Genomic DNA, 25,567 nt, shown 5'->3' on the forward strand with positions numbered 1-25,567 from the left:
AGCGCACAAAATGCACCTGTCGTGGTCTATTTGCAGTGACCCGCTCCCGTGTTGCACACATTGCAGCGAGTCTCCTGTCCTTTCCTCACTTCCGGAATCCCGTCCATGTCCCGTATCTCCCGACTGTGCTGCGCTGTTTTGCTTGGCGCCTCCAGCTCACTGGCACTGGCCGATGCTGCCAGCCATGCCGCCGATGCCGAGCGTTTTCTCAAGCTGGCCCATGCCGACAAGCTGACTGTGCCAGTGTATGCTCAGGTGCAGCAGATGTTCGCTCAGCGTTTTGCCCAGGCACCTGATGGCAATCGGGCCGTGCTGGAGCGTTATCAGGCCAAGGCTGATACAGCGCTGGATCGGGCGGTGGGCTGGGATCGGCTCCGTCCCGATATGGTGCGGTTGTATACCAGCCATTTCAACGAGCAGGAGCTTAAGGATCTGATCGCCTTTTACGAGTCGCCGCTCGGCCAAAAGGTGCTGCTGAAGATGCCGACGCTTACCGCGCAGTCCGCGCAAATCACCCAGAGCAAGCTGGAAGCCGCCGTGCCCGAGGTGAACCGGCTGCTGGCCGAGATGAGCGACGAGATCGGCGTGAAACAACCCTGACGGAGCCCATGATGTCCAAGCAAGACCTTCTTATCGCCGCCCTGACCACCCTGCAGCCGCAGCACCTGGAGGTACAGGACGAGAGCCACATGCACAGCCGGGGCACGGAAACCCACTACAAGGCGGTGATCGTCAGCGAGCAGTTCAGCGGGCTCAGTCCGGTGCGCCGGCACCAGAAGGCTTATGCCGCCGTCGGCGCGCTGATGGAGCAGATCCATGCGCTGGCCCTGCACACCTATACACCGCAGGAGTGGGCCGGGCAGGGTGCTGCACCGGCCTCGCCGACCTGTCATGGTGGCAGCAAGTTCGACCATTGAGCCGGCGCCTGCACGGGTGCGGGAGGGCAGTCACTGAGGTAGAATCGCTGCTGCGCCGGCCACCGCCGGCGCTTTCGTTTTAACGGCCGACAGGTTCGGGCTGCTGCCGTCTGTTTGGCCTCGGTCCGCCCTTTGCGTGGGCGACTACTGAGAGAAAACCATCATGACCGACAAGATCGTCGTCGCGGCGCTGTATAAATTCGTTTCCCTGCCGGATTACCAGGCGCTGCGCGAACCATTGCTCAACACTCTGCTGGATAACGGCATCAAAGGCACTCTGCTGCTTGCCGAGGAAGGTATCAATGGTACGGTCTCCGGCAGCCGTGCCGCCATCGACGCGCTGATGGCCTGGTTCCGCTGCGACGAGCGTCTGGCCGACATCGATCACAAGGAGTCCTACTGCGACGAGCAGCCGTTCTACCGAACCAAGGTCAAGCTGAAGAAGGAGATAGTCACTCTCGGCGTGCCGGGTGTGGATCCCAACCAGCGGGTCGGTACTTACGTCGAACCGAAGGACTGGAATGACCTGATCTCTGATCCTGAGGTGCTGCTGATCGACACCCGCAACGACTATGAGGTGGCCATCGGCACCTTTGAGAGGGCCATCGACCCGAAGACCAAGTCATTCCGCGAGTTTCCGGATTACGTCCGCCAGCATTTCGATCCTGCCCGGCACAAGAAGGTAGCGATGTTCTGCACCGGCGGAATCCGCTGCGAAAAGGCCTCCAGCTACATGCTCGGCGAGGGGTTTGAGGAGGTTTATCACCTCAAGGGCGGTATCCTCAAATACTTGGAGGAAGTGCCGCAGGAGCAGAGCAAGTGGCAGGGCGAGTGTTTCGTCTTCGACAACCGCGTGACCGTACGTCATGACCTTTCCGTGGGCGACTATGACCAGTGCCACGCCTGCCGCAACCCGATCTCCGTGGAAGACCGTCAATCCGAGTTCTACAGCCCGGGAGTAAGTTGCCCGCACTGCTGGGACTCGCTGCCGGAGAAGACCCGGGCCAGTGCCCGTGAGCGGCAGAAGCAGATTGAACTGGCCAAGGCGCGCAACCTGCCGCATCCCATCGGACGTGATCCGCGTCAACTGAAAGAGGATTGATCATGGCAAGCCGCCTGCTCTACGTGATGGATCCGATGTGCTCTTGGTGCTGGGGCTTCGCTCCTGTGGCCGAGGCTCTCGCCGAGCAGGCAGCCGGGGCCGGCGTGGCCACCGAACTGGTGGTCGGCGGCCTGCGCCGCGACCGGCAGCCGGTGGATGACGCCGCGCGGGCGCGTTACCTGGGCTACTGGCAGGCGGTCAATGCTGCCACGGGGCAACACTTCGACTACCAGCTGGGCTTGCCGGACGGCATGGTCTATGACACTGAGCCGGCCTGTAGGGCGCTTGTTGCGGCGCGGCGAGTTGATGACGGTGCAGCCTGGGGCCTGCTCCGGGAGATCCAGACCGCTTTCTACACTCGCGGAGCCGACGTAAGCCGCGCCAGCGTACTGGTGCAACTGGCCGAGCGAGCCGGAATTAAGCGTGCTGCTTTCGCCGAGGCTTTCGACAGTCCGGCGGTTTATCAGGCGACTCTGGACGAGTTTGGCTGGGTGCAGGATCTTGGGATTGCCGGTTTCCCCACCCTGTTGGCTGAGCGCGATGGACAACTGGCGCTGCTGACCAATGGCTATCAGCCGCTGGAGCGGCTGGCCCCCTTGCTCGGCCGCTGGCTGGAGCGTGCCGCCCATGTCTGATCGCCTGAGCTGGACAGAGATTCGCCGGCTGGCGCTGCGTCACAGAAAATCGCTGATCTTCGCCAATCTGCTGGCCGTGCTGGCCACTTTGTGCAGTGTTCCGATTCCGCTGCTGTTGCCGTTGCTGGTGGACGAGGTTTTGTTGGGTGAGGGGGATGCGGCCCTGCAGGTGATGAACCATTTCCTGCCCTCTGGCTGGCAGCAGGCCGCCGGCTATATCGGCCTGATGCTGCTACTGACCCTGCTGTTGCGCTGCGCCGCCTTAGTGTTCAACGTGCTGCAGGCGCGGTTGTTTGCACGTTTGTCGAAGGACATCGTCTACCGCATCCGCATCCGTCTGATCGAGCGACTCAAACGCATTTCCCTCGGTGAGTACGAAAGCCTTGGCGGCGGTACGGTAACCACTCACCTGGTCACGGACCTGGACACTCTGGACAAGTTCGTTGGCGAGACACTCAGTCGCTTCCTGGTGGCGGTGCTGACGCTCTTGGGCACCTCGGCAATTCTTATCTGGATGCACTGGCAGCTGGCGCTCTTGATCCTGCTGTTCAATCCGCTGGTGATCTATGCCACGGTGCAGCTGGGCAAGCGCGTCAAGCACCTGAAGAAACTGGAGAACGACAGTACCGCGCGCTTTACTCAGGCGTTGACCGAAACCCTGGAGGCGATTCAGGAGGTACGTGCCGGCAACCGTCAGGGCTACTTCCTGGGAAGGCTCGGCAATCGTGCCCGCGACGTGCGCGATCATGCCGTGGCCTCGCAGTGGAAAAGCGATGCCTCCAACCGCGCCAGTGGCTTGCTGTTCCAGTTTGGAATCGACGTGTTCCGTGCTGCGGCCATGCTCACGGTGCTGTTCTCGGATCTGTCCATCGGCCAGATGCTCGCGGTATTCAGCTATCTGTGGTTCATGATCGGGCCAGTGGAGCAACTGCTTAACCTGCAGTACGCCTTCTATGCTGCCAGCGGTGCGCTGACACGCATCAACGAGTTGCTGGCGCGTCGTGACGAGCCACGGTATCCAGCCCGGGTTGACCCTTTCGCCGGGCGCGAGACGGTAGGCATCGAGGTGCGCGGGCTGACCTTTGGCTATGGCGAGGAGCCGGTGCTGAGCGGCCTCAACCTGTCTATCGCGCCGGGAGAGAAAGTGGCCATCGTCGGTGCCTCCGGCGGTGGCAAGAGCACGCTGGTGCAATTGCTGCTCGGTCTTTATACGCCGCAGGCCGGCACTATCTGCTTCGGCGGTTGCAGTCAGGAGCAAATCGGCCTGGACTGCGTTCGCGATAACGTCGCTGTGGTATTGCAGCATCCGGCACTGTTCAACGACAGCGTACGGGCCAACCTCACCATGGGGCGTGAACGCAGTGATGAGGAATGCTGGGAGGCACTGCGCATTGCCCAATTGGCCGAGACCATCAGGCAGCTACCGCAGGGTCTCGACAGTGTGGTGGGGCGCTCCGGTGTGCGCCTGTCTGGCGGCCAGCGTCAGCGTCTGGCGATCGCCCGCATGGTGCTGGCTCGTCCGCAGGTAGTGATTCTCGATGAAGCCACCTCGGCGCTTGACGCTGCTACCGAATATGCCTTGCACGAAGCACTTGCGCAGTTTCTTCAAGGGCGCACCACACTGATCATTGCTCATCGCCTCTCGGCTGTTAAGCAGGCCGACCGGGTGCTGGTGTTCGATGGCGGCAGCGTTGCCGAGGATGGCGACCATCAGCAACTGATCGCCGACGGCGGGCTGTACGCCAAGCTGTATGGGCATCTTCAGCAGGGTTGAAGTGTCCATTCTTGACGGCTGAATCGGAATGTCCCTCAACCGCGTTCGGCAATAGTCGGGCATCTGAAACCGCTGCTACGGAATAGCTAGGAACGGCTTCAGCCGCGATGCTCTTTTGCGTAACTCATGTTCCCGGATTGCATCCGGTCAACACCGCTTCTTCTACAGTCGCGATTAAAGCCCCTCTCAACTGGTTGCGTTATGTTGGGCTGCCGAGGCTCTGTGGGAGGCGTTTCAGCGGCGAGGTTCTTCCTCAGCCATGGCTGGCCAAGGCTTCACTTAATTCCTCGAACAGCGTCTGCACCGAGCGCAAGGCGCGGCAGTCGGGCCGGGTCAGCAGCCAAAGTTCGGTGTCGCAGCCGGCCAGGGGCGGGCCGAGTGCCTTGAGGTCGGGATGGGCGCGCAGCACGAAGTCGGGCAGGGCGGCAACGCCCAGTCCGGCGCGGGTCAGTTGGGCCACGGCGTACATGCTGCTGCAGCGATAGTTGGGCGTGACGCCCGGCAGTTCGCGCAGGCGCCAGAGCACCGTGCTGTGATCCGGCATCGCCTCGTCCGGGGCGATCCAGCTCTGACGTGTCAGGTCGCTGCGGTCCTGATCGTCGTCACGGGCGCAGATCCGGTAACTCACCCTGGCCAGGCGCCGGCCCACCAGATGTTCCGGTGGCTCATTGGTCAGGCGTAGGGCCAGGTCCGCGTCGCGCCGGCTGAGATTGGCGAAGTCATTGGAGGTTACCAACTCCAGCGCCAGAGCCGGGTAATTGGGCATAAAGCGCGCCATGGCCGGTAGCAGCAGGCTGCTCAGTACCGCATCGGTGCAGGTCAGGCGCACCGTACCGCTGACCACCTGCTTGCCCAGTTCCAGGGCCACGCGCGCGGCATCCAGCGCCTGCTCGGCGCGTTCGGCCTGTTCGGCCAGGGCGCGTGCGGTTTCGCTGGGTTCGTAGCCGCGACGGCTTTTCTCGAACAGCGCCACTCCCAAAGCAGCCTCCAGCCGGCGCACGGCGCGGAACACGGTGGAGACGTCCACCTGCAGCAGGTCTGCGGCCCGCGCCAGGGAACGACCACGCACCAGGGCGAGCACCAGGGAGAGGTCGGCGTGCTCGATTCTATATTGCATGCGTGCAATCTCTGCTTGTCTATTTGCCAATTATTATTGCGCGAGCGCCATCTTATAGTGGTGTACAGACCGCCAAGCAATAGGGGAGCGCGCATGTACAGCAAGTGTCGAGTCAAGATTGCCCTTGTCGGGGATTACAACCCGGTGATTACCGCCCATCAGGCCATTCCCGAGGCGTTGCGCCTTGCCAGCGAGGCCCTGGGTGTGGCAGTCGAGCACGATTGGTTGGCGACCGACAGCATTCTCGATGATGCGGGCCTGATGGCTTATGACGGTATCTGGTGCGTACCGGGCAGCCCTTATGTGGCCACCGAGGGCGCGCTACGCGCCATTCGTTTTGCCCGCGAACAGGGTGTGCCGTTTCTGGGTACCTGTGGCGGCTTCCAGCATGCGCTGCTTGAATACGCGCGCAATCGCCTGGGCTGGATCGATGCCGAGCACGCCGAACTGTCGCCGCAGGCGCAGACACAGCTGATCGCGCCGCTGGCCTGTGCCTTGCTGGATGTCAGCGAACATGTGCACCTGGTGTCCGGTTCACGTATCGCCGAGCTGTACGGGGTGCGCGAGATCAGCGAGCAGTACCTGTGCCGTTATGGCCTTGCTGACGCCTTCGTCGAGCCATTGATGGCACAGGCGCTGAAGGCCTCCGGGCATGACGAGTCCGGGGCGGTGCGTGCCATCGAGCTGGAAGATCATCCGTTCTTCATTGCCACTTTGTTCCAGCCCGAGCGTGCGGCGCTGGAGGGGCGTCTGCCGCCACTGGTCGCCGGTCTTGTCGGTGCCTGTGCGGTGCAGTCGGTGCATGAGGCGCACCTGGCCATGGCCTCATGATCGCCGCTACACCGCAGCCACCCTATTACGTGGTGATCTTCACCTCGCAGCGCACCGAGGTGGACGCCGGTTATGCCGAGGCGGCGCAGCGCATGCTGGAACTGGCCGCGCAGCAGCCCGGCTTTCTCGGTGTGGAGTCGGCGCGCAGTGATGGCCTGGGTATCACACTGTCCTACTGGCAGAGCGAGGAGGCCATCCGTGCCTGGCGCGAGCATGCCGAGCACAGCGTCGTGCGTGAACAGGGACGAGCCGACTGGTACGCCGCCTTTGCTACGCGGGTGGCCAAGGTCGAGCGCGCCTACAGCTTCTCGCGTTCTGCTTGAGCGACAGCGGCAAGTCGGCAGACCGGAGTGTAAGGTTTTTCTTACGATAGGCGGGGCGTTGCCTGCCTTACGCACCTGGCGTAACGAAAGTTTGCCACTGCTGCGCTCGACTGCTGTGTCGAAGTGTCGCAAGCCATCTTGAGAGCGCGTCTGCACTCGGTTGTCATGGGGTTGTCCGCAGCGCATTCGTGCACTGCCATAACAATGACAATCAGGAGGCAAGATGAACGCCGTGGCCAAGATCGAGCAGCACAATCCCATCGGAACCGACGGTTTCGAGTTCGTTGAATTCACCGCACCGACTGCCGAAGGTATCGAGCAACTGCGTCAGTTGTTCACCGCCATGGGTTTCACCGAAACCGCCAAACACCGCTCCAAGCAGGTCTGGCTGTTCCAGCAAAACGACATCAATCTCGTCCTCAACGGCAGCCCGAGCGGGCATGTCCGCGAGTTTGGCGAAAAGCACGGCCCCAGTGCCTGCGCCATGGCCTTCCGGGTCAAGAACGCCGCCCAGGCTGCGGCCTACGTCGAGCAGCAAGGGGCCAAACTGGTGGGCAGCCACGCCAACTTCGGCGAGCTGAACATTCCATGCGTCGAAGGCATCGGCGGCTCTCTGCTGTATCTGGTCGACCGCTATGGCGACAAGAGCATCTATGACGTCGACTTCGAGTACATCGAAGGCCGCGGCCCCAACGACAATGCTGTCGGTCTGCAGTGCATCGACCACCTGACCCACAACGTGCGCCGCGGGCAGATGGACGTGTGGTCCGGCTTCTACGAACGTATCGCCAACTTCCGCGAGATCCGCTACTTCGATATCGAAGGCAAGCTCACCGGTCTGTTCTCCCGCGCCATGACCGCGCCGTGCGGCAAGATCCGCATCCCGATCAACGAGTCGGCCGACGACAAGTCGCAGATCGAGGAATTCATCCGCGAGTACCACGGTGAAGGCATCCAGCATATCGCCCTGTCGACCGACGACATCTACGCCACCGTGCGCCAGCTGCGCGCCAATGGCGTGGATTTCATGACTACCCCGGACACCTATTACGAGAAGGTCGATGCCCGCGTGCCCGGCCACGGTGAGCCGCTGGACGAGCTGCGCGAACTGAGCATCCTGATCGATGGTGCACCGGGGGACGACGGTATCCTGCTGCAGATCTTCACCAATACGGTGATCGGCCCGATCTTCTTCGAGATCATCCAGCGCAAGGGCAACCAGGGCTTCGGCGAGGGCAACTTCAAGGCCCTGTTCGAATCCATCGAGGAAGACCAGCTGCGTCGCGGCGTGATCTCCGAGGAGTGATGCCATGAGCCGCCAATGGATCCGCTTTCCCCTGCGTGAAGGTGAGTGTTCACGTCAGGCGCACTGCGATCTGCCGCAGGGCACTTATGAACGCGAGATGGGCCGCGAAGGGTTCTTCGGGCCGACTGCGCACCTGCATCACCGACATCCGCCCACTGGCTGGATCGACTGGGAGGGCCCGCTGCGCCCGCATGCCTTCAACTTCAACCACATCCCGAGCGAGCGCGATTGTCCGCTGGCGGCGCCGCTGTGTCTGCACAACGCCGATGTCAAGCTGCGGGTCTGGCGCGCCCATGGCGCCATGCGTCATCTGGTGCGCAATGCCGACGGCGACGAACTGCTGTTCGTGCATGAAGGCAGCGGGCATTTCTACTGCGACTTCGGCCACCTGGAGTATCGCGACGGCGACTACCTGCTGATTCCGCGCGGCACCGCCTGGCGCATCGAGGCTGCCGAGCCGAGCTACTTCCTGATGATCGAAAGCACGGACGGCGCCTATCACTTGCCGGACAAGGGCCTGCTCGGCCCGCAGGCGATCTTCGACCCGGCAGTGCTCGACCATCCGCGCCTCGACGAGGCCTTCCGTGCGCAGCAAGACGAGAACAGCTGGCAGATCCGCATCAAGCGGGGCAACCAGATCAGCACCGTCACCTATCCCTACAACCCGCTCGATGTGGTCGGCTGGCACGGCGACAACACCGTGGTTCGGCTGAACTGGCGTGACATCCGCCCGCTGCTCAGCCATCGCTACCATCTGCCGCCGTCGGCACATACCACCTTCGTCGCCAGCGGCTTTGTGGTCTGCACCTTCACTCCGCGGCCGGTGGAGTCTGATCCGGGGGCGCTCAAGGTGCCCTTCTATCACAACAATGACGACTACGATGAAGTGCTGTTCTACCACCGTGGCAACTTCTTCAGCCGCGACAACATCGAGCAGGGCATGGTTACCCTGCATCCGTGTGGTTTTCCGCATGGGCCGCATCCCAAGGCTCTGAAGAAAAGCCAGACCGATCCGGCCACTTTCATCGATGAAGTGGCGGTGATGATCGATAGCCGACGTGCTCTGGAGGTAGCCGAGGCTGCTGTTGCGGTGGATGTCCCGGAATACGTGAACTCCTGGCGAGCGCCGGGGAAGCAAGGTTAAACAGGTACGACAAGCCTCCTTACTTCTCACCGGGAGGAGGGAGCGCTGCTCAACGAACAGGATCTACCCGATGAAACTCGCATCATTGAATCAGAGCCGCGACGGCGTACTGGTTGTCGTTTCCCGCGATCTCTCGTGTGCCGTCAAGGTGCCGCAGATCGCCGCCACTCTGCAGGCGGCGCTGGATGACTGGGCGCAGGCCCGGCCGAAGCTGGAAGCGGTCTACCAGCGCCTCAATGACGGCCTGGAAGCCGGTGCCTTTGCCTTCGAGCAAAGCGCCTGCCACAGTCCGCTGCCGCGTGCCTTTCACTGGGCTGACGGCAGTGCCTACGTCAACCATGTGGAGCTGGTTCGCAAGGCCCGCGGTGCGGAGATGCCGGAATCCTTCTGGCACGATCCGCTGATGTACCAGGGCGGCTCTGATGCCTTTATTCCGCCGCATGGGCCGATTCGCCTGGCTGATGAAGCCTGGGGCATCGATCTGGAGGCCGAGCTGGCGGTAATTACCGACGATGTGCCGATGGGGGTGAGCGCTGCCGAGGCCGGTGAGCGCATTCGTCTGCTGATGCTGGTCAACGACGTGTCACTACGCAACCTGATTCCGGGTGAACTGGCCAAGGGGTTCGGTTTCTACCAGAGCAAGCCGTCGTCGAGCTTCTCGCCGGTAGCGGTCACGCCGGACGAGCTGGGCGAGGCCTGGAAGGACGGCAAGGTGCACCGGCCGCTGGTATCGCACATCAACGGCGAGCTGTTCGGCCAACCGGATGCCGGTGTCGACATGACCTTCAACTTCCCCACGCTGGTGGCCCATGCTGCCAAAACCCGGCCACTGTGCGCCGGCAGCATCATTGGCTCGGGCACCGTATCCAACTACGATCGCAGCGCCGGTTCATCCTGCCTAGCCGAAAAGCGCATGCTGGAGCTGATCGAACAGGGTGAGGCGAAGACGCCCTTCCTGCGTTTTGGTGACCGGGTACGTATAGAGATGTTCGATGCCGCCGGGCAGAGTATCTTTGGCGCCATTGACCAGTTGGTAGAGCGCTACGACGGCTGAGGCTGAGGTGTTTCAACGTCATTCTGTCTGGCTGCGACCTGGTACGAGCAAGGGAACCATTGTCATGTTGAGACTCTACAGCTACTGGCGCTCCAGCGCTGCCTACCGTGTACGCATCGCTCTGAACCTCAAGGGGCTGGCCTACGAGCAGGTACCGGTGCACCTATTGCGCGACGGCGGCGAGCAACATTCGGCCGCTTACCGGGCACTCAATCCGCAGGGGTTGCTGCCGTTACTGGTTGATGGTGACAGGCATGTCGCCCAGTCGCTGGCAATTCTCGAGTATCTCGATGAGGCTTATCCAGAACCGGCGCTGTTGCCGGCCGCCCCATGGGCGCGGGCACAGGTTCGCAGTCTGGCGCTGCATATCGCCTGCGATGTGCACCCACTGAACAATCTGCGAGTACTGCAGTATCTTTCCACCCAACTGAGCGTGGACGAAACCGCCCGTACAGACTGGTACCGACACTGGGTAGGTTTGGGCCTGGCAGCTGTCGAGGCCGGTCTGGCTCCTTTGCAGGGGCGCTTTTCGCTGGAGGGACGGCCCGGATACCTGGAGGCTTGTCTGATACCGCAAATCTACAATGCGCAGCGTTTTGCCTGCGATCTTTCCGGATTTCCACGCATTCTTGATTTGGTTGCGCGCTGCCAGGCGCTGCAAGCCTTCCAACAGGCCAGTCCAGAGGCTCAGGCCGACGCGCAATGAGTGCATTGCCCTTGCACTGAGCTGAGTATATTGTGCGCCAGTTCACCTCTGAGGAGTGGTGGCCGTGGCGATCAGGCGCAACTTTTGCCTGCACAAAGCCTGTGCCCGTTTTCGCTTCGCAAGCATCTTCGGCCTGAATGCCCTGTCACCTAGCTTATAACGTTACCCATTCACTGGGTTTGGTCATATTGCCTGCCTGGGTTTGATTGCGGAGGTGTGCTCGTTAAGGCAATGAAACAATAAGAAGATTTTGGAGTACCTCTTATGTTCGGGGCTGTTGCGCATCTTTTCGTTAACCTCGGTGTTGGGAAAAAGCTGTTTATTGGCTTTGGTCTGGTGCTGCTTCTCACGGTAGCCATGACGGTTACAGGCTATATGGCTGTTCAGGCGGTACTTGTTGGGCATGAGCAGGTCAGCCAACTAGGGCGGGTTAATCAGGAAATTCTCATGGCGCGCGCCCAGGAGCGCACTTTTGCCGTGGAGCAGACCCAGGAGAACGCCCAGCGTATGCAAGACAGTCTGCGTCTTGTGCAGGAGCGACTGGAGGAGCTGGCGAATATCGCTGAAGAGCGCGAGGGCGCGCCAATTCAGACACTGCAGCAGGGGGTCAAACAGTATCAGCTGCAGTTCAATAGCTATGTCGAGTTGCAGACCCGCGCACGACAGGCTCGCCAGCAGATGCGGGAGGCGGCAGGGTCAGCTCTGGAGCGTTTCGAAGTCATTGAGCTGGGTATGTACGATGCAGTGCGTGCGCTGCGCCTGCAGGCGGACTACCTGCGTGGCAATGACCCTTTGACTCTGGCCGAAGCAACTTCCGGGCTCAGTAAGCACATGCTCGATCTGCGCAGCCATGAAAGTCTATTCATCATTGATGGTGAAGATGGAAGTTGACCACTCGGCGACGGCCATGCACCAGATGGCTGCCACTGTACAAGAGGTGGCGCAGAGTGCCGAGCGTGCTTCGCAGGCAGCGCGCGATGCTGACCAGGAGGCCCAGCAGGGCAACCGGGTGGTGCAGAAAGCGGTCGAGCAAATCGACAGCTTGGCCCAGGAGGTGGAGCAGTCGGTCGAGGCGATAGCTGCTTTGAATCAGGAAAGTGCGCGCATTGGCAATGTATTGGAAGTGATTCGCAATGTGGCCGAGCAAACTAATCTGCTGGCCTTGAATGCTGCCATCGAAGCGGCGCGTGCGGGTGAACAGGGGCGCGGATTTGCCGTGGTTGCTGATGAAGTGCGGGCGCTGGCCAAGCGGACGCAAGACAGCACCGAGGAGATCGAGGGGCTGATTGCCGGTCTGCAGCAAATGGCCCGGGCGGCTGTACAGCAAATGGACAGTAACCGCGAACTGTCGCAGCGGACCGTCGGTCTGGCCGGTGAGGCTGGCGATGCCCTTGGCCGGATCACCCAGGTGGTCAGTACCATCGAGCAGATGAACCAGCAGATCGCCGCTGCCGCCGAGCAGCAAAGCGCGGCGGCTGAAGCGATCAGCGAGAGCGTCACCCGCGTACGTGATATTGGTGAGCAGAGCGCTACTGCCTGTGAGCAGACAGCAGCTTCGAGCGCCGAACTGGCCCGACTTGGCCAGGAGCTGCAAGGACTGGTGCTGCAGTTCCGTATCTGACTGGTGGCTTACCCGGCCCACGGCGGCGTGAAGCGCTGTCCGGAAATGGCCGGGTGATACAGCGGCTGGATCTTGTTGCCGGCTGGATCCAGCAGGTGAAAACTGCGGGCACCATCACCATGATCGAAGGGGCGATCCAGCAGGGTTGCCCCGCATGCCTTCAGGTACTCATACCAGGCATCGAGCTCCTCAACACTATCGACGATGAAGCCGTAATGATCGACCAGGGGGACACCGTGGCTTTTGGCATAGGCGCGGCCAAGCGAAAGGTTGTCGTTGCCGCAGGTCAGGTAGACCAGATCCTCATTGGCGCGATGTAGTACCTGCATACCCAGAACATCCACGTAGAAGCGTTCGCACTCTTCCAGATTGTCTACCAGCAGGGCCAGGTGTCGCAGGCCGTTAAGGCGTGATGGACGTTCGAGCATGTTTTTGTACTCCATTATGTATACAATTATTTTTTAAATATAAAACATAATGGAGCCTGCTGTGTACGTTCTATTGCTCAAGACCCGGCTTAAACCCGGCAGTTTCGGTGCCTTTATGCAAGCCATGCGGGTCAACGCCGCCGCTTCGGTGCAGGATGAGCCCGGCTGCCTGACCTTCGATGTAATGCGCGATCGCAGTGATCCCGATCTGGTCTGGCTGTATGAGGTATATCTCGATGAGGCAGCTTTCGAGGCGCATATGCAGACGCCGCATTTCCTTGCCAGCCGGCCGCTGGTGGAACCGCTGATAGAACGTCAGGACGCTATCGAAGCCGACATGCTGGCGCTCAACCCGGCACGTTGAAGGATGATGGCAGCGGGGGCGGCATCATGCCCGACGGAATCACGCTTCAGACATCTGGAGGTGTGGCTGCTGGCTGCACGTCCAGCACGCGGATATGTCCAGGCTCCGGGTAATGCCAGTGCACCTCCAGATCCCACAGGCACACGCCGTAGCGTCGCTCAGGGGCCGGCTGCTGATAGGCCGGGCGCGGATCCTGGGCAAGGCACTGCTCGATCAGCTCCACCAGCGGCTCGGCCAGACGCAAGGCGTGCTGACGGGCCTGCATCAGCGCATCTTCCTGCCAGTCCACGGCAATCAGGGGCGGCGGAGCCTCGGCCATGTTGTTGCGTGCGTCGCTAACGGCATCGGCATAAGGCACATAGGGTTTGATATCGAGTACTGGCGTGCCGTCGAGCAGATCAATGCCCGATAGATGCAGGCGACCAGGCTCCACGCGCTCCAGGCGTACCACTGACTGGCCGATGCCGTTGGGGCGATGGGTGGCGCGGGTGCTGAATACACCGATGAAGCGGTTGCCGCCCAGTCTCGGCGGGCGCACCTTCAAGCGGGGTTTATCCTCCAGTGCCTGGTGAAAGAGAAACAGAAGCCAGACATGGCTGACCTGCTCCAGGCCCTGTACAGCCTCGCCCTGGTCGAAGGGCGGCAGCAACTCCAGTACACCGCGTGCGGCTGGAGCCAGGTGCGGTTGGCGGGGAATGGCGAATTTTTCCTTGAAACAGGAGCGGATAATACCAACTGGGGAAACCAGATGCTGCATGCTGTCCTACTTAGCGGCTGCGCACAGGTGTGTCGAGCGCCACCCGGCAGCCGGCGTCACGGAACGGCCCGGTGAAGCGAATCCAGCCTTCGCCGGGGCTGACCTGGGCGCAGGTCAGATGGCCGTCGATCGTGCTCTGCCAGAGGAAGAATGGCGCAGGTGCGGCGAGGGCGGGCAGACTAAGGGTCAGCAGAGTGGTCAGAAGCAGGGTACGCATGGTGACGATCTCCTGTGCGTGAGAGGTAAACCCTAACACGGGCGTGCGGGGGCAGTCCTCAGAAGCGCTCCTTGTCGCCAAGGTAGCGCCATTGTCCGGCTGGCAACTTGGCCATCGGCACACCACCAACGCGGATGCGGCGCATGCCCAGCAGCTCCAGGCCGAGGGCTGTGCTCATCTCGTGCAACAGGGTGGGCGGCGGATTTTTTACGGCTACGCGCAAACGCTGTTCGCTCTGCCAGCTGAGCTTGCAGGGCGGAAACTGCCGACCTTTGTGCAGCAGGCCCTTTTTCACCCGCTCAAGCATGGCGGGTGGCAGTTCTCCGCGTACTTCCATCAGATATTCCTGCTCCAGGCGAGTGGCGTCTTCACGTAGCTTGCGCTGGGTGCGCCAGTCCTGACTTAGGATCAGCAGACCACTGGCACCCTGTTGCAGAGGCAGGCTTTCCTGCTGGCGCTGGAAGTGACTGTAGAGGATGCGTCGGGTGTGCGGATCCTCACTCCAGTGGCTGTCGGGGCCAAGACTGCGCCGTGTTTCGCCGGCTACTGCATGGAGCAGCAGGGTGACCGGCTCCTGCGGTTCGAGTCTGGCATTTGGGTCGAGTTCGATAGATTCGTCACGGACCTTGTACTGCGGCGCTTCGATCACCTGACCAGCGACCCGCACCCAGCCGCCGGTGATGTACAGCTCGGCCTCGCGACGAGAGCAGCCGAATAGTTCGATCACGCGTTTGGACAGACGGACAGGCTCGCTCATAAGAACGCTCGCAGCAAAAGAGGCATTGTAGCGCCGTGTCGGTGGCGACTGGCAAAGAAAAAGCCCCGCACGGGGCGGGGCTTGAACGGGTATCGGTGGCTCAGGCCAGTTCGCCCCACAGGTCGTATTCGTCGGCATCGACGATGCGCACGCGTACCTTGTCGCCCGGCTTGACTGCAGTGGAGTCGATAAACACGCTGCCGTCGATTTCCGGAGCGTCGGCCCAGGAGCGGGCCACCGCGCCTTCACTGTCCACCTCGTCGACCAGTACTTCCAGTACCTGGCCGATCTTGCGCTGCAGACGGGCGGCGCTGATGGCCTGCTGGTGAGCCATGAAACGCTCCCAGCGTTCTTGCCTGATCTCGTCTGGCACCGGCTCCAGGCCCAGGTCATTGGCAGGTGCACCTTCTACCGGCGAGTACTGGAAGCAGCCGACGCGGTCGAGCTGGGCTTCGGTCAGCCAGTCGAGCAGGTACTGGAAGTCTTCTTCGGTTTCGCCCGGGAAGCCGACGATAAAGGTCGAGCGGATGGTCAGTTCGGGGCAGATCTCGCGCCATTTCTTGATGCGCGCCAGAGTCTTGTCCTCGAAGGCCGGGCGTTTCATGGCCTTGAGAACCCTCGGGCTGGCGTGCTGGAAGGGGATGTCCAGGTAGGGCAGCAGTTTGCCGGCGGCCATCAGCGGAATCACGTCATCCACGTTCGGATACGGATAGACGTAATGCAGGCGCACCCACACGCCCATGCTCGACAACGCTTCGCACAGTTCCAGCATGCGGGTTTTAACTGGCTGGCCGTTCCAGAAATCCAGCTTGTACTTCAGATCCACGCCATAGGCGCTGGTATCCTGGCTGATTACCAGCAGTTCCTTGACGCCGGCCTTGACCAGGCGCTCGGCTTCGGAGAGTACGTCGCCCACCGGACGGCTGACCAGTTTGCCGCGCATTGACGGGATGATGCAGAAGGAGCAGCTGTGGTTGCAGCCTTCGGAAATCTTCAGATACGCATAGTGACGGGGGGTCAGTTTGATGCCTTGTGGAGGCACCAGGTCGATCAGGGGGTTGTGCTCGACCTTTGGCGGAATCACCTCGTGTACGGCGCTGACTACCTGCTCATACTGCTGTGGGCCGGTTACCGCCAATACGCTGGGATGCACGTCACGGATGCTGTCTTCGGCCACGCCCATGCAGCCGGTAACGATGACTTTGCCGTTTTCCGCAATGGCTTCACCGATGGCGTCCAGTGACTCGGCCTTGGCGCTATCGATAAAGCCGCAGGTGTTGACCACTACCACGTCGGCGTCGTGATAGGTCGGCACAATTTCGTAACCCTCCATGCGCAGTTGAGTGAGGATGCGCTCGGAGTCGACTGTGGCTTTCGGGCAGCCCAAGGAAATAAACCCGACGCTTGGGGCCTTTTTGGTTTCAGTAGTAGTCATCGCTGATCACGGGGCGGGAGCAAAATAAGCGCACGATTATACAGGCATCTGCGTGCCGCTTCGACGTTTGCCATGGCCTTCGGTCTACAGCTCGATGATCTGTGCCGGGCCGATTACAAGTGGGCGCAGCAGGATGTGGTAGGTGTCGATATCAAACCCTGCCGGTGGGCGTTTTTTCGCTTGTTTTGCTTCGGTCAAGGTCGGATAGGTGCCCAGGTAGTGCCATTGGTCCAGCACGTGGTAATCGGCAAGCTCGCCGAACTGTTCAAATAGCGCCACGGGGCCGGTGTACGGCCAGCCATGCACCGTCCATTGGGCCAGTGCCTGTTGCGTGCGTTGACGGTGCGACTCAAGAGATTCCAGGCCGCAGCAGGCGCCGGCGCACTTGCCGATTTGCTGGCGAAAGCAGCGCTGGCTGTGAGGTGTTTCCAGTCCAAGTACGCTTAGGCATAGGCGATGTTCGTCGGCCAGTTTCTGGATGGCAGCGAGTCCCGCGCGGCGGCTGCGAAACAGGCCATAGAGCGTGCCGTCTGATGGTGCTCCAGTGGTATCGACCCACTCCAGCTGGTTGCCGGCGAGATGCAGCGAGCACAAGCGTTTGGCGCGGCGCAGACGCTTGTTGGTCAGCGGCTGCAGGGTTTTGATCAGTTGAGATTCAAGCTGCAGCGCGCCAATTTCCCCAGCGGTGAGGCGACAGTCGATGCGCCGGGTTTGTTGCAGCAGTCTGGCCTCATCCTCTGTGCGCAGATGCGCGAGCAGGCGGGCGCGGATATTGACGCTTTTGCCGATGTAAAGCGGCCATTGCTCGTTTTCGCCGTAAAACAGGTAAACGCCGGGTGAGCGAGGGGCCGCGGCCACCTGCTCGCGTAGATGCTCGGGGTATTGATAAAGCGCCTTGGGCCGGACGGGGCGGAGGATAGCCATAACCGCTATATGGCGGTTGGCGGTCGGCTTTACGAGCGCCGTTGGTCGAGTCATGCCCAAGGGCGCCTGACAGCGCCCTGACCAAAGTGCCTTTGTCTCAGTTGCGCTACGGCAGCATGCGTGTGAGTGTGTTGTCGCGTGCGACGTGGTGATGGTACAGGGCGGCCAGCGCATGCAGACCGATCAGCCAATAGCCCGCGGTGCCGGCCAACTCGTGCAACTCTTTGATCTGCCCGGCCAGTTGTTTATCCGGGGCGATTAGGGCAGGCAGTTCAAGGCCAAAGAACGGTATGGGCTTGCCTACAGCGCTAAGGATCAGCCAGCCGGCCAGAGGGGTGCCGATCATCAGGGCGTAGAGTGCCAGGTGCATAAGTTTGGCTAGGAGATTTTGCCAGGTTGGTGGTGCCGGTTCGATGGCGGGGGCAGGCTTCACTATACGAACCAGCAGGCGCAGCCAGGCCAGTGCGAAAACAGTCAGTCCCAGCATGAAGTGCCATTGCTTGAGCAACTCGCGGGTATCACTACCCTTGGGAAAGTTGCCCTTGAGTTCGATGCAGGCATAGACAGCTGCAATCAGGAGCAGCATCAGCCAGTGCAGGCTGATGGACAGGCTTGCATAGCGCGTTGAGGTGGGAATGTGATTCATACGGGCTTCCTCGGTGGTGCCCCGCATCTGCGGCGGGTATTTCAGCATAGGCGTGGCCGGCTTAAACAAAGCTGAGGAAGATCAATGCCCAGAAACAAAAAAAGGCCACTCGATTGAGTGACCTTTTCGTAAAGCTGGTTGCGGGAGCAGGATTTGAACCTACGACCTTCGGGTTATGAGCCCGACGAGCTACCAGACTGCTCCATCCCGCGTCTGAGGGCGTGGATTCTACGCTGAAATTAAATGTTGTCAATCAAATTGTTGGATTTGATCTAAAACTTTAATTGTCCGGAAACGAAAAAGGCCACTCAATCGAGTGGCCTCTTCGTAAAACTGGTTGCGGGAGCAGGATTTGAACCTACGACCTTCGGGTTATGAGCCCGACGAGCTACCAGACTGCTCCATCCCGCGTCTGTGGGCGGAATTCTACAGTCAGATAAGTGATTGTCAACCGTTGTTTGAAAGAAAAGTGTTTTCAACTCAGATGCTTAGAGGTAAACAAGTGTTAGACTGAAGCGCTCCAGGCCAGGCAGGGCAAGGCTTCCGAGGATGTTGTGCGCAAGATAATTCATGTCGACTGTGACTGCTTTTACGCCGCCATCGAGATGCGTGACGACCCGAGCCTGGCCAGCCGTCCGTTGGCCGTTGGCGGTTCGGCCGATCGCCGCGGAGTGATTGCTACCTGTAACTATGAGGCGCGCGCCTATGGCGTACGTTCGGCAATGTCCTCGCGGCATGCGCTGAAACTGTGTCCGAATTTGCTGATCGTCAAACCACGTTTCGAGGTGTACCGCAGTGTGTCGCGGGAAATCCACAGCATTTTCCGCCAGTTCACGGATCTGATCGAGCCGCTGTCGCTGGACGAGGCCTATCTGGATGTCAGCGAATCGCCCCATTTTTCCGGCAGCGCCACGCGCATTGCTCAGGAAATTCGCCGCCGTGTGGCACAAGAGCTGCACATCACCGTATCAGCAGGAGTTGCGCCCAATAAATTCCTGGCCAAGATCGCCAGTGACTGGCGCAAGCCTGACGGGCTGTTCATTATCACACCGGATCAGGTCGATGATTTCGTTGCCGAGTTACCGGTGAGTAAGTTGCATGGGGTGGGCAAGGTCACCGCCGACAAGCTGACGCGCCTGGGCATTCGCACTTGCCGGGATTTGCGTGAGTACAACAAGCTGGCGCTGATCCGCGATTTCGGCAGCTTCGGCGAGCGGCTGTGGCAACTGGCTCACGGCATCGACGAGCGCAGGATTCAGGTGGAGACTCGACGCCAGTCACTGAGCGTTGAACATACTTACGAACAGGATCTGCCGGATCTTTCCAGTTGTCTGGAAAAGCTGCCGAAGCTGCTGGAAGAGATGAGCGGGCGCCTGCAGCGGCTGGACGCCAGCTATCGGCCGGACAAGCCCTTCGTCAAGGTGAAGTTTCACGACTTTACCCAGACTACCCTAGAGCAGGCTGGTGCCAGTCGCGATCTGGAAAGTTACCGATTGCTGCTGAGCACCGCCTTTGCACGTGGCAACAAGCCTGTGCGCTTACTGGGCGTCGGGGTGCGCCTACAGGATCTGCGGGCTACCCGAGAACAGTTGCGCTTGTTTGACTGAACCGGTGCAGGCTCAATCGGCCCACAGTCGAATCGGTTTGCCGCTGACCGGCCACAGTTGCAACTGGCCGATGGAGTTGAAGTCCCAGCGCTCGACTTTCTCCAGAGCCGCCAGGAAACGCTGTTCCTGCTCCATGAGTGCGGGAGCGCACATCCGGCGGGTGCTGCCAGGGGATTCAAAGCGCAGACGTTCGCCGTCGAGCTGGTAGCTGGCGAACCAATGGTTGCAGCCGGCATTGCCGTGGGCTCGACCGTCGGCGGCGAAGGTGATGCTCAGGTGGCTACGGTCAATCAGCGGGCGTTCGCCGATCCACTCGACACGATAGGCGTGTTCCGTCTGCAGTTGCGGTGCAGTGCCGGCACAGCCGGTCAGGGCGCTGGCAAGCAGGACTAAGGGCAGGTTACGGGACATGTTCAGGCCTCCTGGCAGTGATCGCAGAGATGGTGGCCGGCGTCCTTGCGCCAGCCAAGTTCGGCAATGCGGGCTTCGGCGGCCGGCTCGTGTGCAGTGTTGCCCAGGCTCGCGTCGACGGCAAATTCGAAATCCAGTTGGCGTCCGCAGTCGTCGCAGTGCACCTGCCAGTTGTGGATGGCCAGCTCGCGGAACTGCGGCCCCTTGCAGACGGCCAGCCACTGACCCGGTGGATTGATCAGGTGGCGTACCTTTTCCACCAGCAGGCGCATGTGCAGGTCGCGACTGCCCTTGAGGGTGACTAGTAGGGTGTCGCCACTCTGGATGGAGCCGCCATTGCCCGTAACCTGATAGCGCCCGGGAGCCAGGGCCCTGCATTCGGTGAGGGTGTGTTGGGGGTTGAGCAGGGTGTAGCGAAAATCGTGTTCGGCCATGTGTCCTCCGGATACGCCGGCATGCTAGCACGCTGCAGGTGCTCTGCGCTGAGCCGGCAGAGCGTTTCAGGCATTGCGGGCAGTGGCCTCGAGCAGGCGTTCAATGGCCGCGTCCAGCTCATCAAGGGCCCGCAGGGCCTCCGGATCTTCCTGTTTAAGCAGGGTTTCACTGCGCTGGCAGGCTGCACGCAACTGCGGTACACCGCAGTAGCGAGTCGCACCGTGCAGGCGGTGTACACGCTCGATCAGAGTCGTACGCTCGCCGGTGTCGCGGGCCTGGCGGATGGCCTGACGGTCGCCGGGTAGACCGTCCAGCAGCATGCTCAGCATGTCCTTGGCCAGATCAGCCTTGCCGGCGGCCAGTCGCAGACCTTCTTCCGGATCCAGGATCTGTGACTGCGGAGGAGGCGTTGCTGAAGCGCTCAGTCCGTGGGCAGGCTGCTGGCGCAGGTTCAGGCCCGTCCATTTGAGGATGACTTGAGCCAACTGACGTTCGCTGATTGGTTTGGTCAGGTAATCGTCCATGCCGCTCTGCAGCAAAGCACGTTTTTCGTTGGCCAGCGCGTGAGCGGTCAGGGCGATGATGGGGGTGGCGCTGCGGGCCTGCTCGTCTTCCCACTGACGGATCGCCTCAGTGGCCTCGCGGCCGTCCATGCCGGGCATTTGCACATCCATGAATATCAGGTCGAAATTGTCCTGATGGATCGCTTCGAGCGCCGCGTAGCCACTATCGACAGCCTTGACCTGGGCTCCCATGTCGTCGAGCAGGGTCTGCACCAGCAGCAGGTTGGCCGGATTGTCGTCGACACAAAGGATCTTTGGCCTGTGTATATCGCCAAGAGTGGGCGTCTCGACAAGGTTGCGTGGTGGGCAGACCAGGTCGACCAGCGCTTTGTGCAGCTTGCGTGTACAAGGGGGTTTCGCCAGCAGTTGAGTGTGGGCATCGGGCAGTGATTCGTGGAACAGTCCAAGCTCAGTGGTGGGGCAGAGCACCAGGGCCTTGCAGCCCAGGCGATCCAGCTCCCAGGTGTGTTGTCCAAGTGCCTCTGGCGTCAGTTGGGTGGCGTTTATGCCGAGTACGGCCAGGCTCAGGGCCTGCTCGGTGTTCTGCTGGCGGGCAACGCCCTCAAGCAGTTGCTCCGGCTCGGCAAAGGCCTGTACCTGCAGGCCGCAGTCCTCCAGTTGGTGGGTCAGCGCCTGGCGGGCCAGTTCGTGCTTTTCCAGAACGGCGACGCGGCGTCCCTGCAGCAGTGTGCGGGGTAGATCCTCAGCATCATCGCGGGCCTTGGGAAGGGTCAGACTGATCCAGAACTCGGAGCCTTCACCTGGAGTGCTTTCAACGCCAATCTCGCCGCCCATCTGCTCGATCAGACGTTTGGAAATCACCAGACCAAGGCCGGTACCGCCGGCCTGTCGGCTGAGAGAGTTATCCACCTGACTGAAGGTCTGGAACAGCGCGCGCAGATCTTCGTCGGACAGGCCGATGCCGGTGTCCTCCACGCTGATGCGCAGTTGTGCGCTGTCGGCGGTTTCGTCCTCGACCATTGCGCGCATGACGATGGTGCCTTCGCGAGTGAACTTGATGGCGTTGCTCACCAGGTTGGTCAGTACCTGCTTCAGGCGCTGTGGGTCGCCGCGCAGGGCTAGCGGTGTGTCGCGGTAGACCAGGCTGATCAGCTCCAGTTGCTTTTCGTGGGCGGTTGGCGCAAGGATGGTGAGGGTGTCCTGCAGCAGGTCACGCAGGTTGAAGGGAATCGATTCGAGTACAAGCTTGCCGGCTTCGATCTTGGAAAAGTCCAGTACCTCATTGATGATTCCGAGCAGGCTGTCGGCGGATTTTTCGATAGTGGCCAGATAGTCGCGCTGGCGCGGGCTGAGCTCGCTCTTCTGCAGCAGGTTGGTGAAGCCGAGAATGCCGTTGAGCGGGGTGCGGATCTCGTGGCTCATGTTGGCCAGGAACTCGGACTTGATGCGGCTGGCCTCCAGTGCCTCCTTGCGTGCGAAGTCCAGTTCGATGTTCTGGATTTCGATGGTTTCGAGATTCTGGCGGACGTCTTCGGTGGCCTGCTCGATGCTGTGCTGCAGCTCCTCCTGGGCGTTTTGCAGGGCTTCGGCCATACGGTTGATACCAGCGGCCAGTTCATCCAGTTCATGGCTGCCCAGTGATGGCAGGCGGGTCTCCAGGTGTCCGTCCTTGAGCTGGCTGACACTGGCCTTGATCTTGTCCAGGGGGGCGTTGATGCTGCGGCTCATACGCAGGGCCAGCAGGGCGGTGACGATCAGCCCGCCAGCGATCAGCAGCAAGCTGGTAAACAGGCTGCGGTATCCGCTCAGCAGGGTTCCCTGATGCGAAAGTTCCAGTTCGATCCAGCCGAGCGGATTGTCGTCGCCGGATTGCGGAGTGCTCTCCTCGAACATCAGGTGCAGGTTGTGCACGGGTAGCAGAAAACGCGTTGCGTCCTGGCCGCTATGGCGGCTGAGACCGGTCTGGCTGGCAGGTGCGGGGTTGTGCATGCGTGGTCCGGCGTAGGCAAGTGGCCGCTGTTGCTGGTCGAGAAAGCTCACCGCGCGTACATCCGGGTGTTCCAGAGCCTGCCGAGCAATGCGTTCGAGTACCTGGCGATCCGCTTGCAAAAGGGCTGGTGCTGACAGTGGTGCGAGGTGTTCAACCAGCAACTCGCCGCGCTGCAATAGCTGCGTTTGTAGCTCGGAAAGTTGCAGACAGGTGAAATAGCTGCCCAGCACCAGGGCCAGCAAGCTGGTGGGCAGCAGGCTCAGCAATAGCACGCGGCCCTTGATGCCAAGGCTCTTGAACACGCAGTTTCTCCTCAAGGCGATGCAGCGAATGCCCCTATCCGTGCAGGGCGTTAGCGCAGTTTAGCGTTTTGAGGGTGCGGAATCTGTAGGTGAGAGCCTTCGAGTTAATCGTTAGAATTGTTCTCATTCTGGTTTTTGAGTTAAGCACCATGACGCCCCGTGTTTCCACTCAGCCCCGCATCCTCGCCGTAGAGGATGATCCCCTATTGGCCAGCCATTTACAGGCTCACTTGAACAGCTGCGGTTTTGACGTGACCCTCAGTCAGGATGGCAGTGAGGGCCTGCAGCTGGCCGAGAGTGAAAATTTTGACCTGATTCTGATGGATATCCTGCTGCCCGGAATCAGCGGTCTTGAGGCCTTGCAGCGCCTGCGGCGACAGCGCAGTGTGCCAGTGCTGCTGATGTCGGCGCTGGGAGACGAGCAGAACCGTATCGCCGGTTTCAGCGGTGGGGCCGATGACTACCTACCCAAGCCCTTCAGCCTGAATGAACTGAGTGTGCGGGTGGAAGCGATTCTGCGACGTGTTGCTTACGAGCGTCGGGCTCATCAGCCCAGTGGCAACAGTGACTTGCGCTTTGACGAGGGACGTAACGACGTGGCCTTTGCCGGGCAATGGCTGGGACTGACCCCGAGTGAATTCCGTGTACTGGAATTGCTCTGGCGACATCAGGATGAGGCGCTGAGCAAGCCGTTTCTCTATCAACAGGCCTTGCGCCGTGCCTATGCGCCGCACGATCGTAGCCTGGACATGCACGTCAGCCATATCCGCCGCAAGCTGCAGGCCGTCGGTTACGAGGCGATGCGGGTCGACACGGTCTGGGGCAAGGGCTACATCATGGCTCAGGCTGGCGCATGAGTCTGCCAAGCCGGCATTCGCTGCTCTGGCCTCTGTCCGGCGCTATGGCGCTGTTCTGCCTGCTGCTGGTGAGTCTGCATGTGGACATGGGGCGCCTGCTGACCGATGCGACCTCCTATTTGCCGGAGTCGACCCGCAAGTTGCTGCGTGATTACGCCCGCGAGGCTGAAACAGCATGGCAGGAGAACGGTGCAATTGGGGTGGATGCCTTCCTGCGGCAACTGCAGGAGCGGGAGCAGGTCTGGGCGGTAGTAGTAGATGAGCATAAGCAGTCGCTTTCAACGCGATCGTTGACGGCTGGGGAGGTTGCTCGGCTGGACTTTCTGCGCAAGCTGGAATTTCCGGTAGGGCGGCGTGGCAGTACGCCCACCTTTTATGTGCCTTTCGAGGATGGTCCTCGGCGCCTGGTCATGGAGTTGCCCGAGCGCCTGGATCCACGGCGTTACAACGAATTCTGGGAGATACTGCTGCAGTTTGTGCTGCCTGCGGTGCTGGCGATTGTCGTTGCATTTTTGCTGTACCGCTTGCTGATTGTGCCGCTGGCCCAGCTCAGACGCCAAGCGGCTGCGTTGAGTGCCGGTGATCTGTCCGTGCGTCTGGGAACGACAGTGACCAGGCGCAAGGATGAATTGGGGCATTTGGCTCGCACTTTCAATAACATGGCCGAGCGTTTGGAGGGCACGGTGGGCTTTCAGCGGCAGTTGCTGCGTGATCTTTCCCATGAGTTGCGCACGCCATTGGGTCGTCTGCGAGTGGCAGGCGAGGGAGAGCAGGATGCCGATGCCTTGCGTCAGCGCCTGGTCCGCGAAGTGGAAGAGATGGAAAAGCTGGTGGCCGATGCCCTGGAGCTGGTCTGGCTTGATACGGAACGGCCCAGTCTTCCCTTGGAAGAGGTGGACATTGTCCGGCTTTGGGATGTACTGCGTGAAAACGCCGGATTCGAAACCGGCTGGACGCTTGAACGCATGCCTTGTGAGCTGCCGCCAGACTGCCGGGTGTTGGGGCATCTCAATGGTCTGGCCCGTGCGCTGGAGAACATCCTGCGCAATGCCATTCGGCACTCGCCGGAAGGCGGTATCGTGCGTCTGTCCGGGCGTTATGAGGACGGATATTGGCTGCTTTGCATTGATGACCAGGGGCCAGGTGTTGCCGAGCAGGAGCTGGAGCGGATCTTCCTGCCCTTTACCCGGCTTAGCGCTGCCCGTCCCGGTGGTGATGGCTTTGGCCTGGGACTGGCGATCGCACGCAGCATGATTAGCCTGCAGGGGGGGGCGCTCTGGGCTGAAGCCCTGAAACCGGGGCTACGGCTGCAGATGCGGCTGAAAAGTGTATAGGTTGTAAATGAAATTTCCTCTCATTGGCGTTTTGCTTATATTGCGCCAG

Annotated in this window: 28 protein-coding genes and 2 tRNA genes; 17 read left to right on the top strand and 13 right to left on the bottom strand. The window is 61.0% G+C overall.

Annotated elements, in window-relative coordinates; translation table 11 throughout:
- Nucleotides 1-105 precede the first annotated feature (105 nt).
- From NCCP436_RS13595 to NCCP436_RS13615, 5 genes are all read left to right on the top strand, one after another.
- Nucleotides 106-600 (top strand): DUF2059 domain-containing protein, encoded by a 495-nt coding sequence (locus NCCP436_RS13595; RefSeq protein ID WP_220804534.1) that lies wholly within the window; start codon nt 106-108, stop codon nt 598-600.
- A gap of 11 nt (nt 601-611) precedes the next feature.
- Nucleotides 612-917, top strand: a complete 306-nt coding sequence (locus NCCP436_RS13600; protein WP_220804535.1) for a BolA family transcriptional regulator — start codon at nt 612-614, stop codon at nt 915-917.
- 163 nt (nt 918-1,080) lie between these two features.
- The gene (locus NCCP436_RS13605; protein ID WP_220804536.1) at nt 1,081-2,019 is read left to right on the top strand and encodes a rhodanese-related sulfurtransferase; all 939 of its coding nucleotides are present in this window, start codon (nt 1,081-1,083) and stop codon (nt 2,017-2,019) included.
- Between the two features lie 2 nt (nt 2,020-2,021).
- Nucleotides 2,022-2,654, top strand: coding sequence for a DsbA family protein (locus NCCP436_RS13610; RefSeq protein WP_220804537.1), 633 nt, complete (start codon nt 2,022-2,024; stop codon nt 2,652-2,654).
- On the top strand, nt 2,647-4,428 hold the full coding sequence (locus NCCP436_RS13615; RefSeq protein ID WP_220804538.1) for an ABC transporter ATP-binding protein: 1,782 nt from the start codon (nt 2,647-2,649) through the stop codon (nt 4,426-4,428). The genes NCCP436_RS13610 and NCCP436_RS13615 overlap by 8 nt, the downstream gene beginning before the upstream one ends.
- Before the next feature lie 253 nt (nt 4,429-4,681).
- Here NCCP436_RS13615 and NCCP436_RS13620 read toward each other — a convergent pair whose 3' ends face one another.
- Nucleotides 4,682-5,545, bottom strand: coding sequence for a LysR family transcriptional regulator (locus NCCP436_RS13620; protein ID WP_220804539.1), 864 nt, complete (start codon nt 5,543-5,545; stop codon nt 4,682-4,684).
- A gap of 93 nt (nt 5,546-5,638) precedes the next feature.
- On the opposite strand from NCCP436_RS13620, the gene NCCP436_RS13625 reads away from it, so the two are divergent.
- The 8 genes from NCCP436_RS13625 to NCCP436_RS17885 all read left to right on the top strand — a co-directional run bounded on the left by NCCP436_RS13625 (nt 5,639) and on the right by NCCP436_RS17885 (nt 12,530).
- Nucleotides 5,639-6,376, top strand: coding sequence for a CTP synthase (locus tag NCCP436_RS13625; RefSeq protein WP_220804540.1), 738 nt, complete (start codon nt 5,639-5,641; stop codon nt 6,374-6,376).
- Nucleotides 6,373-6,699, top strand: coding sequence for an antibiotic biosynthesis monooxygenase (locus NCCP436_RS13630; RefSeq protein WP_220804541.1), 327 nt, complete (start codon nt 6,373-6,375; stop codon nt 6,697-6,699). The genes NCCP436_RS13625 and NCCP436_RS13630 overlap by 4 nt, the downstream gene beginning before the upstream one ends.
- A gap of 223 nt (nt 6,700-6,922) precedes the next feature.
- The gene (gene hppD, locus NCCP436_RS13635) at nt 6,923-8,005 is read left to right on the top strand and encodes a 4-hydroxyphenylpyruvate dioxygenase (RefSeq protein ID WP_220804542.1); all 1,083 of its coding nucleotides are present in this window, start codon (nt 6,923-6,925) and stop codon (nt 8,003-8,005) included.
- A 4-nt stretch (nt 8,006-8,009) separates the two neighbouring features.
- Nucleotides 8,010-9,149 (top strand): homogentisate 1,2-dioxygenase, encoded by a 1,140-nt coding sequence (locus NCCP436_RS13640; protein ID WP_220804543.1) that lies wholly within the window; start codon nt 8,010-8,012, stop codon nt 9,147-9,149.
- Between the two features lie 70 nt (nt 9,150-9,219).
- Entirely contained in the window at nt 9,220-10,203 is a 984-nt protein-coding gene (locus tag NCCP436_RS13645; RefSeq protein ID WP_220804544.1) for a fumarylacetoacetate hydrolase family protein, read from the top strand.
- 64 nt (nt 10,204-10,267) lie between these two features.
- Nucleotides 10,268-10,909, top strand: coding sequence for a maleylacetoacetate isomerase (maiA, locus tag NCCP436_RS13650; protein WP_220804545.1), 642 nt, complete (start codon nt 10,268-10,270; stop codon nt 10,907-10,909).
- Between the two features lie 264 nt (nt 10,910-11,173).
- A complete protein-coding gene (locus NCCP436_RS17880) occupies nt 11,174-11,800 on the top strand; it encodes a hypothetical protein (protein ID WP_375709495.1) in 627 nt (208 codons plus the stop codon).
- A gap of 25 nt (nt 11,801-11,825) precedes the next feature.
- Nucleotides 11,826-12,530: a methyl-accepting chemotaxis protein gene (locus NCCP436_RS17885; RefSeq protein WP_375709496.1), complete on the top strand. Its 705-nt coding sequence runs from the start codon at nt 11,826-11,828 to the stop codon at nt 12,528-12,530.
- Between the two features lie 8 nt (nt 12,531-12,538).
- On the opposite strand, the gene NCCP436_RS13660 is transcribed toward NCCP436_RS17885, so the two are convergent.
- Entirely contained in the window at nt 12,539-12,958 is a 420-nt protein-coding gene (locus NCCP436_RS13660; RefSeq protein ID WP_220804546.1) for a VOC family protein, read from the bottom strand.
- A 61-nt stretch (nt 12,959-13,019) separates the two neighbouring features.
- Here NCCP436_RS13660 and NCCP436_RS13665 point away from each other — a divergent pair, with 61 nt between their 5' ends.
- On the top strand, nt 13,020-13,322 hold the full coding sequence (locus NCCP436_RS13665) for a putative quinol monooxygenase (RefSeq protein WP_220804547.1): 303 nt from the start codon (nt 13,020-13,022) through the stop codon (nt 13,320-13,322).
- A 46-nt stretch (nt 13,323-13,368) separates the two neighbouring features.
- Here the strand turns inward: NCCP436_RS13665 and tsaA are convergent, their stop codons facing one another.
- The 8 genes from tsaA to NCCP436_RS13705 all read right to left on the bottom strand — a co-directional run bounded on the left by tsaA (nt 13,369) and on the right by NCCP436_RS13705 (nt 18,469).
- On the bottom strand, nt 13,369-14,079 hold the full coding sequence (gene tsaA / locus NCCP436_RS13670; RefSeq protein WP_220804548.1) for a tRNA (N6-threonylcarbamoyladenosine(37)-N6)-methyltransferase TrmO: 711 nt from the start codon (nt 14,077-14,079) through the stop codon (nt 13,369-13,371).
- A 10-nt stretch (nt 14,080-14,089) separates the two neighbouring features.
- Nucleotides 14,090-14,296, bottom strand: coding sequence for a hypothetical protein (locus tag NCCP436_RS13675; protein WP_220804549.1), 207 nt, complete (start codon nt 14,294-14,296; stop codon nt 14,090-14,092).
- A gap of 58 nt (nt 14,297-14,354) precedes the next feature.
- Nucleotides 14,355-15,053 (bottom strand): RNA pseudouridine synthase, encoded by a 699-nt coding sequence (locus NCCP436_RS13680; RefSeq protein ID WP_220804550.1) that lies wholly within the window; start codon nt 15,051-15,053, stop codon nt 14,355-14,357.
- Nucleotides 15,054-15,153: 100 nt separating this feature from the next.
- Nucleotides 15,154-16,488 (bottom strand): 30S ribosomal protein S12 methylthiotransferase RimO, encoded by a 1,335-nt coding sequence (gene rimO / locus NCCP436_RS13685; protein ID WP_220804551.1) that lies wholly within the window; start codon nt 16,486-16,488, stop codon nt 15,154-15,156.
- A gap of 84 nt (nt 16,489-16,572) precedes the next feature.
- Nucleotides 16,573-17,412: an endonuclease gene (locus tag NCCP436_RS13690; RefSeq protein ID WP_220804552.1), complete on the bottom strand. Its 840-nt coding sequence runs from the start codon at nt 17,410-17,412 to the stop codon at nt 16,573-16,575.
- Between the two features lie 106 nt (nt 17,413-17,518).
- A complete protein-coding gene (locus tag NCCP436_RS13695; RefSeq protein WP_220804553.1) occupies nt 17,519-18,058 on the bottom strand; it encodes a cytochrome b in 540 nt (179 codons plus the stop codon).
- Nucleotides 18,059-18,193: 135 nt separating this feature from the next.
- Nucleotides 18,194-18,270 (bottom strand) — tRNA-Met (locus NCCP436_RS13700).
- Nucleotides 18,271-18,392: 122 nt separating this feature from the next.
- Nucleotides 18,393-18,469, bottom strand: a tRNA-Met gene (locus NCCP436_RS13705).
- A gap of 143 nt (nt 18,470-18,612) precedes the next feature.
- Here NCCP436_RS13705 and dinB point away from each other — a divergent pair.
- Nucleotides 18,613-19,665: a DNA polymerase IV gene (gene dinB, locus NCCP436_RS13710; RefSeq protein ID WP_220804554.1), complete on the top strand. Its 1,053-nt coding sequence runs from the start codon at nt 18,613-18,615 to the stop codon at nt 19,663-19,665.
- A 12-nt stretch (nt 19,666-19,677) separates the two neighbouring features.
- On the opposite strand, the gene NCCP436_RS13715 is transcribed toward dinB, so the two are convergent.
- The 3 genes from NCCP436_RS13715 to NCCP436_RS13725 form a co-directional block, all read right to left on the bottom strand.
- On the bottom strand, nt 19,678-20,076 hold the full coding sequence (locus NCCP436_RS13715; protein WP_220804555.1) for an META domain-containing protein: 399 nt from the start codon (nt 20,074-20,076) through the stop codon (nt 19,678-19,680).
- A gap of 2 nt (nt 20,077-20,078) precedes the next feature.
- Nucleotides 20,079-20,510 (bottom strand): hypothetical protein, encoded by a 432-nt coding sequence (locus NCCP436_RS13720; protein ID WP_220804556.1) that lies wholly within the window; start codon nt 20,508-20,510, stop codon nt 20,079-20,081.
- Between the two features lie 66 nt (nt 20,511-20,576).
- Nucleotides 20,577-23,327, bottom strand: a complete 2,751-nt coding sequence (locus tag NCCP436_RS13725) for a response regulator (protein WP_220804557.1) — start codon at nt 23,325-23,327, stop codon at nt 20,577-20,579.
- Nucleotides 23,328-23,476: 149 nt separating this feature from the next.
- Between NCCP436_RS13725 and NCCP436_RS13730 the strand changes: the two genes are divergently transcribed.
- Together NCCP436_RS13730 and NCCP436_RS13735 are read left to right on the top strand one after the other, a co-directional pair.
- Entirely contained in the window at nt 23,477-24,184 is a 708-nt protein-coding gene (locus NCCP436_RS13730) for a response regulator transcription factor (RefSeq protein ID WP_220804558.1), read from the top strand.
- Nucleotides 24,181-25,518, top strand: coding sequence for a cell wall metabolism sensor histidine kinase WalK (locus tag NCCP436_RS13735; protein WP_220804559.1), 1,338 nt, complete (start codon nt 24,181-24,183; stop codon nt 25,516-25,518). The genes NCCP436_RS13730 and NCCP436_RS13735 overlap by 4 nt, the downstream gene beginning before the upstream one ends.
- Nucleotides 25,519-25,567 lie beyond the last annotated feature (49 nt).

It is taken from the genome of Pseudomonas sp. NCCP-436, from assembly GCF_019656335.1.
GTDB lineage: Bacteria > Pseudomonadota > Gammaproteobacteria > Pseudomonadales > Pseudomonadaceae > Aquipseudomonas.

Excerpts from the sequence above, each read along its gene's own strand:
- NCCP436_RS13595 (WP_220804534.1), top strand. The coding sequence starts at position 106 with ATGTCCCGTATCTCCCGACTGTGCTGCGCTGTTTTGCTTGGCGCCTCC.
- NCCP436_RS13600 (WP_220804535.1), top strand. The coding sequence starts at position 612 with ATGTCCAAGCAAGACCTTCTTATCGCCGCCCTGACCACCCTGCAGCCG.
- NCCP436_RS13605 (WP_220804536.1), top strand. The coding sequence starts at position 1,081 with ATGACCGACAAGATCGTCGTCGCGGCGCTGTATAAATTCGTTTCCCTG.
- NCCP436_RS13610 (WP_220804537.1), top strand. The coding sequence starts at position 2,022 with ATGGCAAGCCGCCTGCTCTACGTGATGGATCCGATGTGCTCTTGGTGC.
- NCCP436_RS13615 (WP_220804538.1), top strand. The coding sequence starts at position 2,647 with ATGTCTGATCGCCTGAGCTGGACAGAGATTCGCCGGCTGGCGCTGCGT.
- NCCP436_RS13620 (WP_220804539.1), bottom strand. The coding sequence starts at position 5,545 with ATGCAATATAGAATCGAGCACGCCGACCTCTCCCTGGTGCTCGCCCTG.
- NCCP436_RS13625 (WP_220804540.1), top strand. The coding sequence starts at position 5,639 with ATGTACAGCAAGTGTCGAGTCAAGATTGCCCTTGTCGGGGATTACAAC.
- NCCP436_RS13630 (WP_220804541.1), top strand. The coding sequence starts at position 6,373 with ATGATCGCCGCTACACCGCAGCCACCCTATTACGTGGTGATCTTCACC.
- hppD (WP_220804542.1), top strand. The coding sequence starts at position 6,923 with ATGAACGCCGTGGCCAAGATCGAGCAGCACAATCCCATCGGAACCGAC.
- NCCP436_RS13640 (WP_220804543.1), top strand. The coding sequence starts at position 8,010 with ATGAGCCGCCAATGGATCCGCTTTCCCCTGCGTGAAGGTGAGTGTTCA.
- NCCP436_RS13645 (WP_220804544.1), top strand. The coding sequence starts at position 9,220 with ATGAAACTCGCATCATTGAATCAGAGCCGCGACGGCGTACTGGTTGTC.
- maiA (WP_220804545.1), top strand. The coding sequence starts at position 10,268 with ATGTTGAGACTCTACAGCTACTGGCGCTCCAGCGCTGCCTACCGTGTA.
- NCCP436_RS17880 (WP_375709495.1), top strand. The coding sequence starts at position 11,174 with ATGTTCGGGGCTGTTGCGCATCTTTTCGTTAACCTCGGTGTTGGGAAA.
- NCCP436_RS17885 (WP_375709496.1), top strand. The coding sequence starts at position 11,826 with ATGGCTGCCACTGTACAAGAGGTGGCGCAGAGTGCCGAGCGTGCTTCG.
- NCCP436_RS13660 (WP_220804546.1), bottom strand. The coding sequence starts at position 12,958 with ATGCTCGAACGTCCATCACGCCTTAACGGCCTGCGACACCTGGCCCTG.
- tsaA (WP_220804548.1), bottom strand. The coding sequence starts at position 14,079 with ATGCAGCATCTGGTTTCCCCAGTTGGTATTATCCGCTCCTGTTTCAAG.
- NCCP436_RS13675 (WP_220804549.1), bottom strand. The coding sequence starts at position 14,296 with ATGCGTACCCTGCTTCTGACCACTCTGCTGACCCTTAGTCTGCCCGCC.
- NCCP436_RS13680 (WP_220804550.1), bottom strand. The coding sequence starts at position 15,053 with ATGAGCGAGCCTGTCCGTCTGTCCAAACGCGTGATCGAACTATTCGGC.
- rimO (WP_220804551.1), bottom strand. The coding sequence starts at position 16,488 with ATGACTACTACTGAAACCAAAAAGGCCCCAAGCGTCGGGTTTATTTCC.
- NCCP436_RS13690 (WP_220804552.1), bottom strand. The coding sequence starts at position 17,412 with ATGGCTATCCTCCGCCCCGTCCGGCCCAAGGCGCTTTATCAATACCCC.
- NCCP436_RS13695 (WP_220804553.1), bottom strand. The coding sequence starts at position 18,058 with ATGAATCACATTCCCACCTCAACGCGCTATGCAAGCCTGTCCATCAGC.
- NCCP436_RS13715 (WP_220804555.1), bottom strand. The coding sequence starts at position 20,076 with ATGTCCCGTAACCTGCCCTTAGTCCTGCTTGCCAGCGCCCTGACCGGC.
- NCCP436_RS13720 (WP_220804556.1), bottom strand. The coding sequence starts at position 20,510 with ATGGCCGAACACGATTTTCGCTACACCCTGCTCAACCCCCAACACACC.
- NCCP436_RS13730 (WP_220804558.1), top strand. The coding sequence starts at position 23,477 with ATGACGCCCCGTGTTTCCACTCAGCCCCGCATCCTCGCCGTAGAGGAT.
- NCCP436_RS13735 (WP_220804559.1), top strand. The coding sequence starts at position 24,181 with ATGAGTCTGCCAAGCCGGCATTCGCTGCTCTGGCCTCTGTCCGGCGCT.